This is a genomic window from Lysobacter terrae, assembly GCF_054782215.1.
Genome location: NZ_BAAGSX010000008.1, coordinates 59,245 through 75,530, shown reverse-complemented (window position 1 = coordinate 75,530; position 16,286 = coordinate 59,245). Strand labels below are relative to the sequence as shown.

Sequence of the window (16,286 nt, the reverse complement as noted above, 5' to 3'; positions counted from 1 at the left end):
CCAGTACAGGAACTATCCAGGTTGGGTATGGTCCGCGCGGAACGCTGCGGGCCGTCGCCAATGCCGACATGGCCGCGCGGCGCGCCTACCATGGCGTTGCTTCCCACTGAACACGCGTCTATGGACACCCTGCTGCACCTGATTGCCGCGTACGGTCTGCTGGTGGTGTTCGTCAGCGTGTTTCTCGACCAGGGCGGGATACCCGTTCCCGCGTATCCGCCGATCATCGTGACGACCGCGATCACCGTGGATGCCGGCCACAGCTGGTGGCCGGTGCTGCTGGTGGCGACGGTCGGGGCGGTGTTGGCGGACTGGCTGTGGTTTCTCGGCGGCCGCCGTCTCGGGGCGAAGCTGGTGCGGTTGATGTGCAAGCTGTCGCTGTCGCCGGATTCGTGCGTGCGCACGACACGCGGCGTGTACGCGCGCTGGGGCGTCAGTTCGCTCGCGGTGGCGAAGTTCATTCCGGGTTTCGCCGCTGTGGCGACCACGCTCGCTGGCGAAACAGGCACCAGCACACGCAAATTCCTGGTGTACGACGGCATCGGTGCGTTGCTGTGGTCGGCTGTCGCGGTCGCGCTGGGCATCGTCTTCCATCACGCGGTCGATCGCGTGCTGCTGCAGTTGGAAGAACTCGGCCGCTACGCGATTCCGGTATTGCTCGCGCTGGTGGTGGCGTTCGTCATGTGGAAGTGGCTGCGCCGGCGACACTTCCTGCATCAGCTGCGGATGGCGCGCATTTCCGTCGACGAGTTGCACCAATTGCTGGAAGGCGAACAGCCGCCGCTGGTGCTGGACGTGCGTTCGCCTGATCAGCGTGCGGCCAGCGGCTGGATTCCCGGTGCGGTCTTCGCGTTTGCGCCGGGCGATGTCGATATCCCGGTGCAGGACGAAGTGATCGTCTACTGCGATTGTCCGAACGAAATCTCCGCGGCGGTGCTCGCGCGCGAGCTGCAACAGCGCGGCTTCCGTCGTGTGCGGCCGCTGGCCGGCGGTTTCGCGGCGTGGAAGGAATCGGGGCGGCAGGTGAATCTGCCGATGTCCGAGCAATTGGCCGCCTGAGCGAAGCGATACAAAAGCGCGGCAAACCGTAGTGCACGGTGCACGGGCAGGCAGTCGGCGCCGGTGGGCAGTCGTGACACGCCGTGAATCCGTCCATGGAGGCTTGTCAGCGGCATCCATGCCGCTGACAGTCACGCCTGCCCACCGGCACCGACTGCCTCTCATGCGACGCGGGCGCGTTTTGTAAGAAGAAAGAAAAAAGCAATGAAAAAGCCGCCGGACGTATCCGGCGGCTCTCCTTCACGACTTCTGTGGAACCGATCAGAAGTCGAAGCGGACCTGCACCTGGGCGAGATCGGCGTCGAGGTCATCGATCTCGAAGCGGCTGTACTCGCCGCGCAGGGCGACCTTGTCGGTGAAGCGGTACTGCACGCCGACGCCGTAGGTCGGATCGGTGCCGCTGTCGTCGCCGTTGCCGACCAGGCCCGGCAGTTCGGTGTCGAGATTCCAGCGATGCACGCCGGCCTTGGCGTAGGCCGAGAACTTGTCGGTGATCGGCAGCGTGCCGACGGCGGTCAGGTAGGCGCTGTCGCCTTCCAGGTCCGGGCCGACAGTGTCGGATTCGATCTTGCCGAAGTCGACGTAGCCGGCTTCGAGGCCGAAGTACTTGTTGAACTGGTAGCCGCCGAAGACGGAGAACGCGGTGTCTTCATCGTCGTACGAGCCTTCGTCGACGAACGACTGACCGACGCCGGCACCGGCGTAGAAGCCCTTGTCCTGCGCCTGGGCGCCGAACGCGGCGGCGCCGAGGGTGGCCGACAGCAACAGGGTGGAAAGCAGCTTGGTCTTACGCATGTTCTTAGGTTCCTTGGGTCCGGCGGGGGCGGAATGCCTGCTCGCCGGCGCGTGGGCCCGGGCCCTATGCCCGGGCTGCCATCGCAGCGGAACCTTTGTGTGGGCCATCAACCGCAGAACAATTGCGGCATTCGGAGATTCTTTTTCCCGTGAATGGGACGATCGCGCGGCCGTGGCTTGAGTACCCTCGCGCGGGCGGCGCCTCACGGCGGCGTTAGCGCACCGGGGTCACTCGCCAGATCGTATTGCCGACATCGTCGGCGACAAGCACGGCGCCTTTCCTGTCCACCGCGACGCCGACGGGACGGCCGCGAGCCCGTCCCTGCTCGTCGAGGAAGCCGGTCAGCACATCCTCGATCGGACCGGCGGGCTGGCCGTCAGCGAACGGCACGAACACGACCTTGTAGCCGCTGGGCGGCTTGCGATTCCACGAACCGTGCAGGCCGATGAAAGCGCCGTTTGCATAGCGCGCCGGCAGCAGCGTTCCGTCATAGAACGCGAGGCCCAGCGCGGCGACGTGCGCACCGAGCGCGTAGTCCGGCGCGACCGCACGCGCGACCAGCGCAGGATCCTGCGGATTCACGCGCGTATCGACATGCGCGCCGTAGTAGCTGTAAGGCCAGCCGTAGAACGCGCCCTCGCGTACCGAGGTGAGGTAGTCGGGTACCAGATCGCTGCCGAGCTCGTCGCGCTCATTCACTACCGTCCACAGCGCGCCACTCTGCGGCTGCCAGGCGAGGCCGACCGGATTGCGCAGCCCCCCGGCGAACACGCGTCCCTGACCGCTGCGAATATCGATCTCTTGTATCGCGGCGCGGCCCTCCTCGATCGCCATGCCGTGTTCGGCGACATTGCTGTTCGATCCCACGCCGACATACAGCTTGGTGCCGTCGCGGCTGGCGAGCAGGCTCTTGGTCCAGTGATGATTGCGTGGCGCACCGGGCAGTTCGGCGAGCTTCGCCGGCGTCGCATCGATGCGCGTCGCGCCCGCGCGATAAGGCACGTGCACGACCGCGTCCGCGTTGGCGACATAGAACTCATCGCCGACCAGCGCCATGCCGAACGGCGACATGAGGTTCTGCAGAAACACGCTGCGTGTTTCCGCCGTGCCGTCGCCATCGGCATCGCGCAGCAGGGTGATGCGATTCGGACTGGGCACCGCGGCGCCGGCTTTCTTGAAGGCCGACTTCATGAAGGCGCCACGGATTGGATTGGTCGGCGGATCCTCGGTGGGCGGGCGGTTGGTTTCGGCGACAAGCACATCGCCGTTGGGCAACACGTACAGCCAGCGCGGGTGCTCAAGGCCGGTGGCGAATGCATTCACGGTAAAACCTTGCGCGGCTGTTGGCGTCACGCCAGCGGGCCAGCCAATCGCCTCGGCCACCTTCACCGTGGGGAGCAGTGATTTGTCCGGTTCGGGCAGCGTAGGGTGGGGCCCGGTATCGGCCTTGGCCGCGAGACGGGCCGCGCCACCGCAGGCGCCGACCAACACCACCGAGAAGGAAAGCGCGAGCGCACGCGCAAGCACCTGGACACGAAGCATGACCGCCTCCTTTTGCGAAGCGGCGGAGCGATGCAGGCTCCGCCTGCGCAGGCAGCGTGGGCCAGGCGCTATGAAGTCGACGTGAGGCGTCGCCGGATCTTCATCGCGGCGCATGCCAGCGCCATTCGCCGCCGAGCGTGAAGCTGCGTCCCGGCGCCGGCTCGTAATAGCGGCGGTTGCCGTCGTTGACGATGACCGAGCCGGCATAGCGGCGGTCGAACAGATTGCCGATCGCGAGAAACACGCGGCCGTCGCCGTCGTGCGTGTGGAACCCATAGCCGCCGCTGGCGCCGAATGCGGTATAGCCAGCGGCGCGCTCGTCGTCGAAGTTGTTCACCGAGACGGCGCCGACATGCTGCGCGTCGAAACGCAGATGCCAGCCATCGTCGCCGCCCCATTGCAGCGCGGCGTACGCGTTGCTACGGGGCACGCCGGGAATGCGCGTGCCGGCCGGGACCACCGTGTTGGCGATCGCACAAGGCGACGTTGCGCAGGCGAAGAAGCCATCGCGGAAAGTCGCCTGTATCCAGGTCAGCGCGAACTCGCCGCGCCAGGCGCCGCCCAACGGCCAGCGCGCCGACCACTCGGCCCCCTGGCGGCGCGCCGCGCCCGCATTCTGGAAAGTGTTGCGGCCGCCGCTGCTGGTGGCGACCGTCAGTTCGTCGCGTGTGTCGGCGCGGAACAGCACGAGCTCGGTCGCCGCGGCGCCGCGGGCGAATCGGATGCCCGCCTCCATGCTGCGTGTGCGCGCGGGACGCAGCCCGAAGTTGGGCCCGCTGCCGCCGTCGTTGCGATAGGCGAGTTCATTGAACGTCGGCGTTTCGAAACCGCGGCCCCAGGACGCGAACACATACCAATGGGGCGACGGCTTCCAGCCCAGTCCGGCCACCGGCGTGGTGGCGCTATAACGCACCGCGCCGCTGTCGTCGGGATTGGCTGGCGTGACGTAGCGATCGCGCGAACGGAAGCGCACGTCGTTGTGACGGACGCCGGCCATCAACATCCAGGTGTCGGTCGGATGCCATGTCGCCTGCGCGTACTGATCGAACGCGCGGACCCGATCGTCCTGCGACAACCGCAGTGCGCCGCGCACGCCCAGCTGCGTGCCGGAGAAGTTCTCGTAGCCATGGCGATCCTGTTGCTGGCGATCGAAGCTGGCGCCGACGACGAGTTCGAGCGGGCGCCCGACGATGACCGTGTTCGCGGTCCAGCGTGCGTCGAGTCCCGCATAGGGCGACGACAGTTCGACCACGCCACCACCGCTGAGCGGACTGGCCTGCGCGGCGACCGGAATGGCGAGGTACTGAGTGACTTCTCGCTTGCCGGCATAAGCAAGCAGCCGCAGCTGCGAGGCGCCGATGTCGCGCTCCATCGTCGCGCCCAGCTGGCGTTGGCTGACCGACTTGCGCGTGTTGAAGCGATGCGCGCCATCGACGGCCTGGCCGGGATCGTCATGGAACTGCTGGCGATCCAGGCCGAGCGGATCTTCGGCGTTCGGCGCAGACAACGCATTGGCGAGCAGGCTAATGCGCAAATCGTCGCGCTTCACTGTGAGCTTGGCATTCAACAGCGTGCGGCGCGCGCGGCTGTGATCGCGATAGCCGTCGGTCGCGAAATGGTTGAGCCCGAGCACATAGCCGGCGTCGCCGCGGGCCGCGCGCATTTCCGTACCGAGTCGGCGGTTGCCGTCGCTGCCAGCCGTCGCCTGGATGGCGTACTCGGCCGGCGCGGAGCCATCGACGGTGAACAGTTGCACGACGCCGCCCGCGGCATTGCCGTACAGCGCCGAGAAGGGCCCGCGCAGCACTTCGATACGCTCACCGTCGAGCAGGGGAAAATGCGAGAGCTGGCCCTGTCCGTCCGGCATGGTGGCGGGAACGCCGTCGACGTAGAGACGCACACTGCGTATGCCGAAACTCGCACGCGTGCCGAATCCACGGATCGACAGCTGCTCGTCCTGCGCATAGTTCTGCCGCGAACGCGCGAGTAAGCCGGGAACGCCGGCAAGACGTTCGGCTACGGTCGCACCCAGCGTGTCGCGCGGTGCGTCACGCAGTGGTACGACGCTGATCGCCGCGGGGACGCCTTGCGCATCCTGCGGCGTGCGCGTCGCGGTGACCTGCACCCGCTGCAGAGTCGGCACCCGCGGAGGCGGCTCTGCGGCCAGTGCGCCTGCGGCCAGGGCACAACTGCCCAGCCAGAAGCTGCCGAGGCAACCGCAGAGTGTGTGGGTTCGCACGCGCACCTCGTCCTTTGGCGCCGGCAGCGTACAACGGGGGCGCGTAGCGGCGGCGAGAGGAGCATGCGTTCGCCTTGAAGCGTCTGCACCGGGGGCGTGCGGCTGCTGCCACACGCCGTATACGGCCGGCGGCCTACGTTGCGCGGGTCGAAGCAGCCGTCGCTGCCGGCCCAAGGAGACCGTGATGAAAACCCTGACCACGCTGGACAAGGCGCGGCGTGCCGCGGCGGTGGCCGCGCTGGCATTGCCGCTGCTTTACGCCGGTTGCGATCGCCGCAAGGTCGAGGACGACAGCAAGCCCACCACTGCGGAACCGGCGCAGTCGCCCGAAGCCGGCACAGCGCCGTCGTCGCCGGATCGCGAAGTCAGCGCGCCGGTTGCCACAAATACGCCGGAACCGGCGGATACCAGCGAAACGGGCGCGGCTCCGGCCGGCACGACCTCGCAGGCCGACGCGTTGGCGATGCTCGTCGCACTCGATGAGCACGAGATCGCCGCCGCCGACCAGGCTCTGTCCAAGAAGGTCACCGGCAAGGTCAACGACTTCGCGCAGATGATGAAGACCGACCACAGCAAGAATCTCACCGATACCACCAAGCTGGGTGCCGCCAACTCGACCGCACCGGCGGTGACTTCGATGAAGCAGAAGGGTGAGGCCGATCTGCGCGCGCTCGACGCCAACAGCGGCGCCGCCTACGAGAAGGCGTATATGGATGCGATGGTCAAGGGACACACCGATGCCCTGGCCAAGTTCGACGATACCCTGCTGCCGGCAGCGACCGACGCCAACGTGAAGCAGCACCTGACCACCACGCGCGCCACGGTCGCAAGACACCTGGACAAGGCGAAGGAAATCCAGGCGGGCTTGAAATGAGTCGGTTCGTCTCCCGTTCGGGCGGCGAACCGTTGTAGCCGGGAGCACGCAGATCGCGCCGGCCCAAGCCGGCGCGATGCGACTACGACTACAACTACGGCAAGCGCTGCGCGTACTCCGCTTCGAGCTTGGTATGCGTGCGCCAGAGGCCGGCCGGGGTGCGGTCGGTCATGCGATCGCGCAGGATGTTGAGGTGCGCGTGCCAACCGGCGGCGACGCTGAGCATGCCGTCGCGCGACCCGAGCCGGCTGTGGGTGACGACCAGATGCACTTCCTGGCCGCGCTCGCTCAATTCGAAACGCACGTGCGAAGCGCTTTCTTCCTCACCCCAGGTGTAGGCGAGGGTGCGCGGCGGATCGAACTCGGTGATGGTCCCGCCCATGCGCGCGTCGTCGTACTTGGCGTACTTCGCGGGCGGCGGATCGTCGTTGTCGGTGAGTCCGGAGTTGTGAAACTGGAGTTCGACGTGGCCGCCGACGCGCGCTTCCATCTCACCGCCGGCCAGCCACTGCGCACGCAGGTCGGCATCGGTGAGGTAGCGCCACACGCGGTCGATGGGACCGGGCAACAGGCGTTCGACGCGCACGGTGTCGGGCGCGGTTCGCACGCCGTAATCGGCTTCGGGCATTGCAAGGTTCATGGCTTTCTCCTGGGGGAGCGGGACGTGGGGGTACGTCGTCTTGGGGCAGGTTTCGCGGCGGGTTTCGGCGCGGACTTCGCGTCCTCGGCCTTGAGCAGGGCTTCGAGGGCGTCGAGCTTGGTGTTCCAGAAGCGCTCGTAGTGGCGGATCCACTCCGCGCCGGCGTGGAGCGGGCGCGCGTCGAGCCGGCAGGTGTGCACGCGGCCTTGCACCTCGCGCTGGATCAGGCCGGCGCGCTCCAGCATCTGGATGTGCTTGGACGCCCCGGCTAGCGAAATGTCGAAAGGGGCGGCGAGCTCGCCGATCGTGCGCGGCGCCTGCGCGAGATCACGCAGCATGGCGCGCCGGGTCGGGTCGGCGAGGGCGCGGAAGACCTCATCGAGGCGGGCGGAGGATTTATCAACCATAAGGTTGAATATACGCCAGCTTCGGGGATTGTCAACTGTTTGGTTGAATTAAGCGTTGCGGCCTTTCACGGCCCCTCACCCTGCGCTGCTTCGCAGCGCTGTCCCTCTCCCCGCAAGCGGGGCGAGGGAGGACGTTCCCTTCTCCCCGCCTAGCGGGGAGAAGGTGCCCCGAAGGGGCGGATGAGGGGCGCGCCGCGCAGCGGCGCTAACCGATCACGCCATGCAAACCGCCTCCACATTGTTCCCATCCGGATCAATAAGGAACGCCGCGTAATACGTCGGCGCATAGTCCACTCGCAGTCCGGGCGCGCCGTTGTCGCGCCCGCCGCTCGCCACCCCCGCCTTGTGAAACGCATCCACCGACGCGCGATCCGGTGCCTGGAACGCCACATGCGTGCCGCCGTTCGTCTTCGCCGCCTCGTACAGCCACAGCGCCGCCGCGCCTTTGGGCCCGAGCCCGGCGCCGCCTTCATAGCGCGAATCGAGCACATGGCCGAGCGGCGCGAGCACGGCTTCGTAGAAGCGCACGCTGGCATCGAGGTTCTTCACCTGCAGTCCAAGATGGTCGTACATGACTTACCTCCGTGATGGGGAAGCCAGCTTCTCGCCGCAGCGCGCCGCGTACTTGGAAAAAATTGCGCTAGTGGCGGCGACGGTCCAGCCGGCGGGCCAGCGCTGCAATACGCTCGCGGTCGCCGCGCGCGGCGTGGCGGAAATGCCGCGGCGCCAGTCCGGCGACGCGATGGAAGCTGCGGACGAAATTGGAAAGATCGGCAAAGCCCGCTTCGAGCGCGACGTCGGTCACCGGAAGTTCGTCGCCCGCCAGCAGTTGTGCCGCCCGCCGCAGCCGCGCGCGTAGCAGGTATTGATGTGGCGTGACGCCAACCACGCGCGCGAACAGGCGCAGAAAATGCCACGCACTCAGCCCAGCCTGCGCGGCCGTCGCCTGCAGGTCGATGTCTTCGTGCACGTGATCGTCGAGCCACAGCGCCGTCTCCACCGCGCGGCGGCGATCGCGCGCCGTGGCCGGCACAACGGGACGGCGACGCTGGTCGGCGAGGGCGACATAGCGCGCGATCAGCAACAGGCCGGCTTCGTCCACGCCAAAGTCGCTGCCGCCATCGGCCGCCGCCTGTGCGAGTTCGCCCAGCACGACCAGTTCCGGCAGCGGCGGCAAGCCGCCGGCGCGCCAGTGCTGCGGCTTGGCGTCGAACTCGTCGGCAAGTTCGTCCGCCAGCTTGAACGACAGGCATTCGTCGCCGCCGTGGTGATGATCGTGCGTGCAGACGAACTCGTCGCCGCGGCGTCCCACCAGCACCGAGCCGGCGACGAGCTCGTATTCTTCGCCGCGCGCGCGATAGCCGAAGCTGCCGCGGCGCACGTACGACACCGAGGTCAGGTCATGGCGTTCGACTTCCGTCGGTGTATGCGGGCCGGCGCAGCAGCGGAAGTCCAGCGCCGACAGGGCCCCGCTATGCAGGCGCGCGACCCGCATCGCGGGGTCGGAGACAGAGGGCGGTGGCGTGCGGTCGGCCATGCCCGCAGCCTACGCCTCTGCTCGCGCCTGCGTGTGTTCCTCGCTGGCGGGATTGCGTTGCGCCGGTGCGCTTAAGCGCCGCCTTCGAAACCGTGCTGTCGCCACGCCTCGAACACCACGACAGCGACCGTATTGGACAGATTGAGACTGCGGTTGTCCGGCCGCATCGGCAGGCGCAGCCGTTGCTCCGGCGGCACGCTGTCGAGTACCTCGCCCGGCAGCCCGCGCGTCTCCGGGCCGAACAGGAAGGCATCGCCATGCCGATAGGCGACGCTGTCGAAGCGCGTCGTGCCGCGCGTGCTCAGTGCGAATACCCGCGGCGGCGCGCCCTCGCTTTCCGCGATGGCGGCGATGGCGTGGTCCAGGGAGTCGTGTACCCGCAACTTCGCATACTCGTGATAGTCGAGTCCGGCGCGGCGCAGCTGTGCGTCTTCGAGCGTGAAGCCCAGCGGCTTCACCAGGTGCAGGTGCGCGCCGGTATTCGCGCACAGGCGGATCACGTTGCCCGTATTGGGCGGGATCTCGGGCTGGAACAGGATGACGTGGAACATCGGTAGTGCTGCGTGGCGAAGCGGGCGCGCAGTATCGCTTGCCTTACCTCGCCCGCCTTACCAGGCCATCGCCTTGCCGAAGCGATCGAAGAAGCCGCCGCTGCGCTTCGGCGTCGCCGCGGCGATCGTATCCAGCAACTCCGACACCGACTCGCCCGCCGTGATCTGTGCGCCGCTGCCGCCCATGTCGGTCAACACCCAGCCCGGGCACAGGGCGATCACGGTGATGCCGCGCGGCTCCAGCGCCCTGGCCAGCATCTTCGTCGCCATGTTCTGCGCGGTCTTGCTGATGCGGTAGCTGGGCGAATGGAAGTCGGGATCCTCGCTCAGCGAGGACATGCCCGAGGACACATTGGCGACCGTGCCGCCGTCGGCGAGCTGCGCGGCCAGCGCCTGGGTCAGCAGAAAGGGTCCGACTGCGTTCGTGCGCAGGCTGTCTTCCAGGTTCACCGCACTCACGCTGCCCCAGCGTTCGCCCGAATGCAGTACGCCGGCGTTGTTGATCAGCAAGTCGATGCCGTCGCAGACCAGCGGCAGTTCGTGGGCGAAGGCGATGCGGGATTTCTCGTCGGCGACGTCCAGCGGCAGCACGTGCAGCCGGCCAGGGTGTTCACCGACCAGGTGGTTGAGCTGGGTCGCCTTGCCGGGATGACGGCAGGCGGCAATCACGCGGTCGCCGCGCACCAGCAGCTGTCGGACGAACTCCAGGCCGAGCCCGCGGTTGGCGCCGGTGACGAGGCTGCGGCGGGGGTTCGGGGCCATGACGGTTCTCCGGTAGGCGAAACGGGAAGGCGGGACCCAGTATCGGCCAAAGCGGGTACCCCCAAAATGAAGGGGGAGCGACAGGACTTGTGACCCATGCCGCAACTGGGGCCGCGCCGCTACGATCCAGGGTCCGGTGGTTGGGGCCGACTGCCGTTCGTAATCCCTTTTACCGAACAGGAGTTCGCATGTCCTTCGCTTCGTTCAAGCGTGCCCATAACGGCCCGCGCGCTGCCGTCCTCGCCGTCGCCCTGGCGGCCGCCCTGGGTGGCGCGACCTTCGCCCCGCAGGCTGCCTACGCCAAGGCCCCCGCCGCCGAGGTCGCCATTCCCTTCGAAGAGTTCACCCTGCCCAACGGCCTGCGCGTGATCGTGCACACCGACCGCAAGGCGCCGATCGTGGCGGTGAACATCTGGTACCACGTGGGCAGCAAGGACGAGCCGCTTGGCCGCAGCGGCTTCGCGCACCTGTTCGAACACCTGATGTTCAACGGCTCGGAGAACCATCCGGGCGAATACTTCGTGCCCTTCAAGCAGGTCGGCGTGACCGACCAGAACGGCACGACCAATACCGACCGTACCAACTACTTCGAGAACGTACCCAGCACCGCGCTCGACATGGCGCTGTGGATGGAGTCGGACCGCATGGGCCATCTGCTCGGCGCGATCGATCAGAAGACGCTCGACGAGCAGCGCGGCGTGGTCCAGAACGAGAAGCGCCAGGGCGAGAACGAGCCCTACGGACAGGCCTTCGACGTGCTCACCGACGTGATGTACCCGCAGGGCCATCCGTACCACCACCCCGTGGTCGGCTCGATGAACGACCTCAACGCGGCCTCGCTGGAAGACGTGAAGAACTGGTTCCGCACCTGGTACGGCCCCAACAACGCGGTGCTGGTGCTGGCCGGCGACATCGACGCGAAGACGGCGAAGGAAAAGGTCACCAAGTACTTCGGCGACATCCCGGCGACTCCGAGCATGGCGCAGCCGAAGATCGATCCGTCGCCGCGTGCGGAATCCACCCGTTCGGTGATGCAGGACAACGTGCCGCAGACGCGCATCTATCGCGTGTGGAACGTCGCCGAGTACGGCGTGCCCGATCTCGACCGTTTGCAGCTGTTCGCGCAGGTGCTCGGCGGCAGCCGCAGCTCGCGCCTGGACAAGCGTCTGGTACACCAGGACAAGCTGGTGGACAGTGTCTCGGCCGGCGCGTACTCGTCGCAGCTGGGGTCCAACTTCCTGATCACGGCCGACGTGAAGCAGGGCGTCGATGCGAAGAAGGTCGAGGCGGTGATCGACGAGGAGCTGAAGAAGCTGCTCGCGCAAGGCCCGACCGCGACCGAACTGACCCAGGCCCGCACCGTGTTCAAGGCCGGCTTCATCCGCGGCATCGAGCGCATCGGCGGCTTCGGCGGCAAGGCCGACACGCTGGCCGAATGCGCGGTCTACACCGGCAAGGCGGACTGCTACCGCGACAGCCTGAAGACGATCGAGACCGCGACCGTCGCCGACGTGCAGTCCACCGGGCAGAAGTGGCTGGGCAAGGGCGACCACACCCTGGTGATCGAGCCGGGCGCGCGCACCGCGCTGCCGGAAGAAGCGGCCGTCACTCCGGCGCCGCTGACGCTGCCCAAGGTCGATGCGAAGTACAAGACGGTGAAGACCGGCGTCGATCGCAAGACCGGCGTGCAGGTGCCGAAGGACTTCCCGGAGCTGAAGTTCCCGCAGCTGCAGCGCGCGACGCTCAGCAACGGCACGCGGGTGATCCTGGCCGAGCGCCACGACGTTCCGGTCGTGCAGTTCAGCTACCTCTTCGACGGCGGCTACGCCACCGATGCGGCGAAGAAGCTGGGTGCGGCCAACTTCACCCTGGGCATGCTCGATGAAGGCGCGGGCAACTACGACGCGCTGGCCTTCGGCGATCGCGCCGAGTCGCTGGGCGCGAGCCTGGGCGCCGGCGCCTCGCTCGACGGCGGCAGTGCCTACCTGTCTTCGCTGAAGGAGAACCTGGATCCGTCGCTGGCGCTGTTCGCCGACATGCTGCAGCGTCCGCGCTTCGATACGAAGGACATCGAGCGTCTGCGCGGCCAGTGGCTCGCGTCGATCGCACAGGAAAAGGCCGAGCCCAATGGCGCCGCCACCCGCGTGCTGCCGCCGCTGCTGTTCGGCGAAGGTCATCCGTACGCGATGCCGCTGAGCGGCACCGGCACCGAAGCCACGATCAAGGCGCTGACCCGCGACGACCTGCTGGCCTATCACCACAGCTGGCTGCGCCCGGACGGCGCCACCCTGATCGTCGTCGGCGACACCACGCTGAAGGACATCGTGCCGGTGCTGGAGAAGCACTTCGGCAATTGGAAAGTCGAAGGCAGCAAGCCCGCCGCGCTGCAGTTGCCGACGGTGGCGCGTCCGACCAAGCCGCGCGTGTTCCTGATCGACCAGCCGGGTTCGGTGCAGGCCAACATCTACGCCGGTGAGTTGATGCCGTCGACGATGGATCCGGGCGCGATCAAGCTCGATATCGCCAACACCGTGATCGGTGGCGATTTCACCGCGCGCCTCAACATGAACCTGCGCGAAGACAAGCACTGGTCCTACGGTGCCCGTTCGTCGCTGCGCGATGCGATCGGCCAGCGTCCGTGGCTGGCGGTGGCGCCGGTGCAGATCGACAAGGCCGCCGAATCGATGGCCGAAATGCGTCGCGAGATCACCGAGTATGTGGACGGCAGCAAGCCGGCCACGCCGGCCGAAGTCGCGCGCATCCAGGCGATCAAGATCCGCAGCCTGCCGGGTGCGTACGAAACCGCCGGTTCGGTGATGGGCACGATCGGCGGCATCGTCCGCTACCAGCGTCCGGACGACTACGTGTTCAAGCGCAAGGCCGAGATCGAAGGCATGGACGCGGCGCAGGTGAATACCGCCGCCAAGGCGATCGATCCGAACGCGCTGACCTGGGTCGTGGTCGGCGACCTCAAGCAGATGGAAGCCAAGGTGCGCGCGCTGAACTTCGGCGAGATCACCATCCTCGACGCCGACGGCAAGCCGGTGGGTTCGGCCAAGCCGGCGAAGTAAGCACGGCATTCCCCAGACCTCCTCCCTCTCCCCGCTTGCGGGGAGAGGGTGCAGGGGTGAGGGGCGAGCGCAAAGCGCGAGCGCTCTTCGATCAGCCATCGGAACCAAGGCCCGCCCCCGGCGGGCCTTTTCATTCCCCCGTGACGCAGGTTTTTGCCTCATTCACCCACCGCAGCAACAATGACGCGCATCGCTTATGGAGATGTCGCATGCGTTCACTCGTCGTCCTTGCCCCCACTCTCGTCGCCAGTGTGCTCGCCGCCAGCGGCTGCACCTGGGTGCACATGGCCCCCGGCGCCTCGGCGGTTCGCGTCGTTCCCGCCGGCGCCGCACCTACGGGCTGCGACGAACGCGGCGAGATCGCCGTATCGGTGAAAGGCAAGATCGGCTTCTATGAGCGCAACCCGCTGCGCGTGCGCGAAGAGCTGGAAACACTGGCCCGCAACGAAGGCCCGGGCCTGCAGGCCAACACCCTTCAACCCCTGTCCGAGCCCCAGGACGGCGAGCAGCGCTTCGCCGCCTACCGCTGCGGGAGGTAAGGCCAGGAAGGGCCGGCGCTCCATACCCGAATGACCAATTCCGTACGCTCCTGCGCCCGCCAGGGCGCAGGGGCCTCCAAAACCGGCCTGAACGGTGCACTTTCGGCCGACCGTGGGGACTTGCGACCTACGGCCGGTGCAACCATGTCGACAAAGCGTTAATCTGACGCGCTTTGTCCGCCAAACGGTTGCCCACCATGCTGTTCCAACACGTCGCCATCGCCGGTCTGGCCCATATCGATGCTCCGCGTCGATTGACCTCCGACGAGATCCACGCCCGTCTCAAGCCGACGATGGATCGTCTGGGCATCAAGACCAACGTGCTGCAGGACGTGGCTGGCGTGAACGAGCGCCGCCTGTGGGACGGCGACATGTTGCCGTCCGACGCGGCCACCCTGGCCGGCGTCAAGGCACTGGCCGATGCCGGCATCGATGCCGACCGCATCGGCCTGTTGGTCAACACCTCGGTCAGCCGCGACTACCTCGAGCCGTCCACCGCCTCGATCGTCTCCGGCAACCTGCGCCTGGGCGAGAACTGCCAGAACTTCGATATCGCCAACGCCTGCCTCGCGTTTCTCAACGGCATGGACATCGCCGGACGCATGATCGAGCGCGGCGAGATCGACTACGCCCTCGTGGTCGACGGCGAAACCGCCAACCTCGCCTACGAGAAGACCATGGAGCGGCTCAGCAAGGACGGCGTCACCGCCGAGCAGTTCCGCGACGAGATGGCGACGCTCACGCTCGGCTCCGGCGCTGCCGCGATGGTGCTTGCGCGCGCCGAACTGGTGCCGGGTGCGCCGCGTTACCGCGGTAGCGTCACCCGTTCTGCCACCGAGTGGAACCACTTGTGCCGCGGCGACGTCGCCCACGACCGCATGGTCGCCGACGGCCGCATGCTGATGATCGAAGGCGTGAAGCTCGGCCAGAAGACCTTCGCCGCTGCGCGCCAAGCGCTGGGCTGGGTAGTCGATGAGCTCGACGAATTCGTCATCCATCAGGTCAGCAAGGCGCACACCCAGGCCTTCCTCAAGGCCTTCGGCATCAATCCGAAGAAGGTCATGACCATCTTCGGCGAGCACGGCAACATCGGTCCGGCCTCGGTGCCGATCGTACTGAGCAAGCTGCGCGAGATGGGCCGCCTGAAGAAGGGCACCCGCGTCGCCCTGCTGGGCATCGGCTCGGGCCTGAACTGCTCGATGGCCGAAGTCGTCTGGTAAGCCGGCTTGCAAACGTTTGAAGTACAGCGGGGTGCCCTTGGGCACCCCGCTGTCGTTTCAGCGTTTCAAACGGCTTACGCCGCCTGCGACTGCTCCTGCAACGTCACCAGCACGCCGTCCCACAAGGCGATGCGCGCGCGCACGGCTTCCACCGCCGCCTGCAGCACTTGTTCCTTGCGCCCGGAATCGTTGCCGATCGCGCGGTCGATGATCTGCTGCGCCATTGGTCCGTGCGATTCGCCGTCCACCTCGATGTGGCGTTTGAGATAGAAGACGAACATCGGCGCCGCCTCTTCGTCGACGTGCCAGCGCGTCAGCAGGGCGTTGAACATCTGCGGGATGACGTTCTCGCGGCCATGGAAGAAGTTGGTCATCACCGCGAGAGTGGTGTCCTCGCGGGCCACGCGCAGGGTGTGACCGACGAAGGCGCGCACGTGATCGGGCACGCCGATCGTGTGCAGCGCATCCATCGGTTCCATGCCGCCGTCGATCAATTCCAGGAAGCGCTCGAACTGCGCGGTGTCCGCGCCGACCTCGCGCATCGCGTCGAGGTAGATGTCGAGGTGGCTGGCCGGTTCGCCATCGGGGCGCAGGTCGCTTTCTTCGCCGAGCACGATTTCGTTGATCAGGTGCGAGGCGACGCGGTCGCGGGGCGGCACCCAGGGCACGTCCGTGCAGGTCAGGTCGCGCTGCAGGCGCTTGAGCAGGCTCATGAAGTCCCACACGGCGAACACGTGCGCGCGCATGAACTGGCGCAGGTGGTTGATGTCGGTGAGGGCTTCGAACACCGGGTGCAGTTCGAGCTGGGTGCGCAGATCGGCGAGGGTGGCCGCATCGGCGGCCGCACGATCGGTTTGATGCAGATCCATTACTGCTGCCATTACCTATCTCCTTGTAAGGCGTAAAAAAGCGCCCGCCCCGTCGGGGGCAGGCGTGTCCAGGACGCATCCGCGTCCGGCGCCAGAGTGGGGGTTTTCCCTTACGGCGTTGCGTGCACGCGTCACGCTTTTTTCGACGCATAATGGCGCCCCTGTTCGGCGGGGCTGTCC

15 protein-coding genes are annotated in these 16,286 nt (G+C 67.1%); 5 read left to right on the top strand and 10 right to left on the bottom strand.

Annotated elements, in window-relative coordinates; all coding sequences use genetic code 11:
- The first annotated feature begins 120 nt into the window (after positions 1-120).
- Positions 121-1,059 carry a VTT domain-containing protein gene (locus tag ACYVJ8_RS12095; protein WP_460712709.1) on the top strand — a complete coding sequence of 313 codons (939 nt, stop codon included), beginning with the start codon at positions 121-123 and terminating at the stop codon, positions 1,057-1,059.
- Positions 1,060-1,320: 261 nt separating this feature from the next.
- On the opposite strand, the gene ACYVJ8_RS12090 is transcribed toward ACYVJ8_RS12095, so the two are convergent.
- The 3 genes from ACYVJ8_RS12090 to ACYVJ8_RS12080 all read right to left on the bottom strand — a co-directional run bounded on the left by ACYVJ8_RS12090 (position 1,321) and on the right by ACYVJ8_RS12080 (position 5,636).
- Positions 1,321-1,854 (bottom strand): outer membrane beta-barrel protein, encoded by a 534-nt coding sequence (locus ACYVJ8_RS12090; RefSeq protein ID WP_460712707.1) that lies wholly within the window; start codon positions 1,852-1,854, stop codon positions 1,321-1,323.
- A gap of 214 nt (positions 1,855-2,068) precedes the next feature.
- Complete coding sequence (locus ACYVJ8_RS12085; protein WP_460712705.1) at positions 2,069-3,397, bottom strand: PQQ-dependent sugar dehydrogenase; 1,329 nt, start codon at positions 3,395-3,397, stop codon at positions 2,069-2,071.
- A 100-nt stretch (positions 3,398-3,497) separates the two neighbouring features.
- On the bottom strand, positions 3,498-5,636 hold the full coding sequence (locus tag ACYVJ8_RS12080; RefSeq protein ID WP_460712703.1) for a TonB-dependent receptor family protein: 2,139 nt from the start codon (positions 5,634-5,636) through the stop codon (positions 3,498-3,500).
- Positions 5,637-5,820: 184 nt separating this feature from the next.
- On the opposite strand from ACYVJ8_RS12080, the gene ACYVJ8_RS12075 reads away from it, so the two are divergent.
- The gene (locus ACYVJ8_RS12075) at positions 5,821-6,510 is read left to right on the top strand and encodes a DUF4142 domain-containing protein (RefSeq protein WP_460712701.1); all 690 of its coding nucleotides are present in this window, start codon (positions 5,821-5,823) and stop codon (positions 6,508-6,510) included.
- Positions 6,511-6,604: 94 nt separating this feature from the next.
- Here ACYVJ8_RS12075 and ACYVJ8_RS12070 read toward each other — a convergent pair whose 3' ends face one another.
- The 6 genes from ACYVJ8_RS12070 to ACYVJ8_RS12045 form a co-directional block, all read right to left on the bottom strand.
- Positions 6,605-7,150: an SRPBCC family protein gene (locus ACYVJ8_RS12070; RefSeq protein WP_460712699.1), complete on the bottom strand. Its 546-nt coding sequence runs from the start codon at positions 7,148-7,150 to the stop codon at positions 6,605-6,607.
- On the bottom strand, positions 7,147-7,557 hold the full coding sequence (locus ACYVJ8_RS12065) for an ArsR/SmtB family transcription factor (protein WP_460712697.1): 411 nt from the start codon (positions 7,555-7,557) through the stop codon (positions 7,147-7,149). Before ACYVJ8_RS12065 ends, ACYVJ8_RS12070 begins: the two co-directional genes overlap by 4 nt.
- Before the next feature lie 213 nt (positions 7,558-7,770).
- Positions 7,771-8,130, bottom strand: a complete 360-nt coding sequence (locus ACYVJ8_RS12060; RefSeq protein WP_460712695.1) for a VOC family protein — start codon at positions 8,128-8,130, stop codon at positions 7,771-7,773.
- 67 nt (positions 8,131-8,197) lie between these two features.
- Positions 8,198-9,094 carry a helix-turn-helix transcriptional regulator gene (locus ACYVJ8_RS12055; RefSeq protein WP_460712693.1) on the bottom strand — a complete coding sequence of 299 codons (897 nt, stop codon included), beginning with the start codon at positions 9,092-9,094 and terminating at the stop codon, positions 8,198-8,200.
- Between the two features lie 71 nt (positions 9,095-9,165).
- Positions 9,166-9,645, bottom strand: coding sequence for a tRNA (cytidine(34)-2'-O)-methyltransferase (locus tag ACYVJ8_RS12050; RefSeq protein WP_460712691.1), 480 nt, complete (start codon positions 9,643-9,645; stop codon positions 9,166-9,168).
- Between the two features lie 57 nt (positions 9,646-9,702).
- Entirely contained in the window at positions 9,703-10,407 is a 705-nt protein-coding gene (locus tag ACYVJ8_RS12045; RefSeq protein WP_460712689.1) for an SDR family oxidoreductase, read from the bottom strand.
- A 188-nt stretch (positions 10,408-10,595) separates the two neighbouring features.
- Between ACYVJ8_RS12045 and ACYVJ8_RS12040 the strand changes: the two genes are divergently transcribed.
- The 3 genes from ACYVJ8_RS12040 to ACYVJ8_RS12030 all read left to right on the top strand — a co-directional run bounded on the left by ACYVJ8_RS12040 (position 10,596) and on the right by ACYVJ8_RS12030 (position 15,237).
- On the top strand, positions 10,596-13,478 hold the full coding sequence (locus ACYVJ8_RS12040; protein ID WP_460712687.1) for a M16 family metallopeptidase: 2,883 nt from the start codon (positions 10,596-10,598) through the stop codon (positions 13,476-13,478).
- 209 nt (positions 13,479-13,687) lie between these two features.
- A complete protein-coding gene (locus ACYVJ8_RS12035) occupies positions 13,688-14,017 on the top strand; it encodes a DUF4156 domain-containing protein (RefSeq protein ID WP_460712685.1) in 330 nt (109 codons plus the stop codon).
- A gap of 197 nt (positions 14,018-14,214) precedes the next feature.
- Positions 14,215-15,237: a 3-oxoacyl-ACP synthase III gene (locus ACYVJ8_RS12030; RefSeq protein ID WP_386749401.1), complete on the top strand. Its 1,023-nt coding sequence runs from the start codon at positions 14,215-14,217 to the stop codon at positions 15,235-15,237.
- A gap of 74 nt (positions 15,238-15,311) precedes the next feature.
- Here the strand turns inward: ACYVJ8_RS12030 and ACYVJ8_RS12025 are convergent, their stop codons facing one another.
- Positions 15,312-16,118 (bottom strand): DUF3050 domain-containing protein, encoded by an 807-nt coding sequence (locus ACYVJ8_RS12025; RefSeq protein WP_460712682.1) that lies wholly within the window; start codon positions 16,116-16,118, stop codon positions 15,312-15,314.
- Between the last annotated feature and the right edge of the window lie 168 nt (positions 16,119-16,286).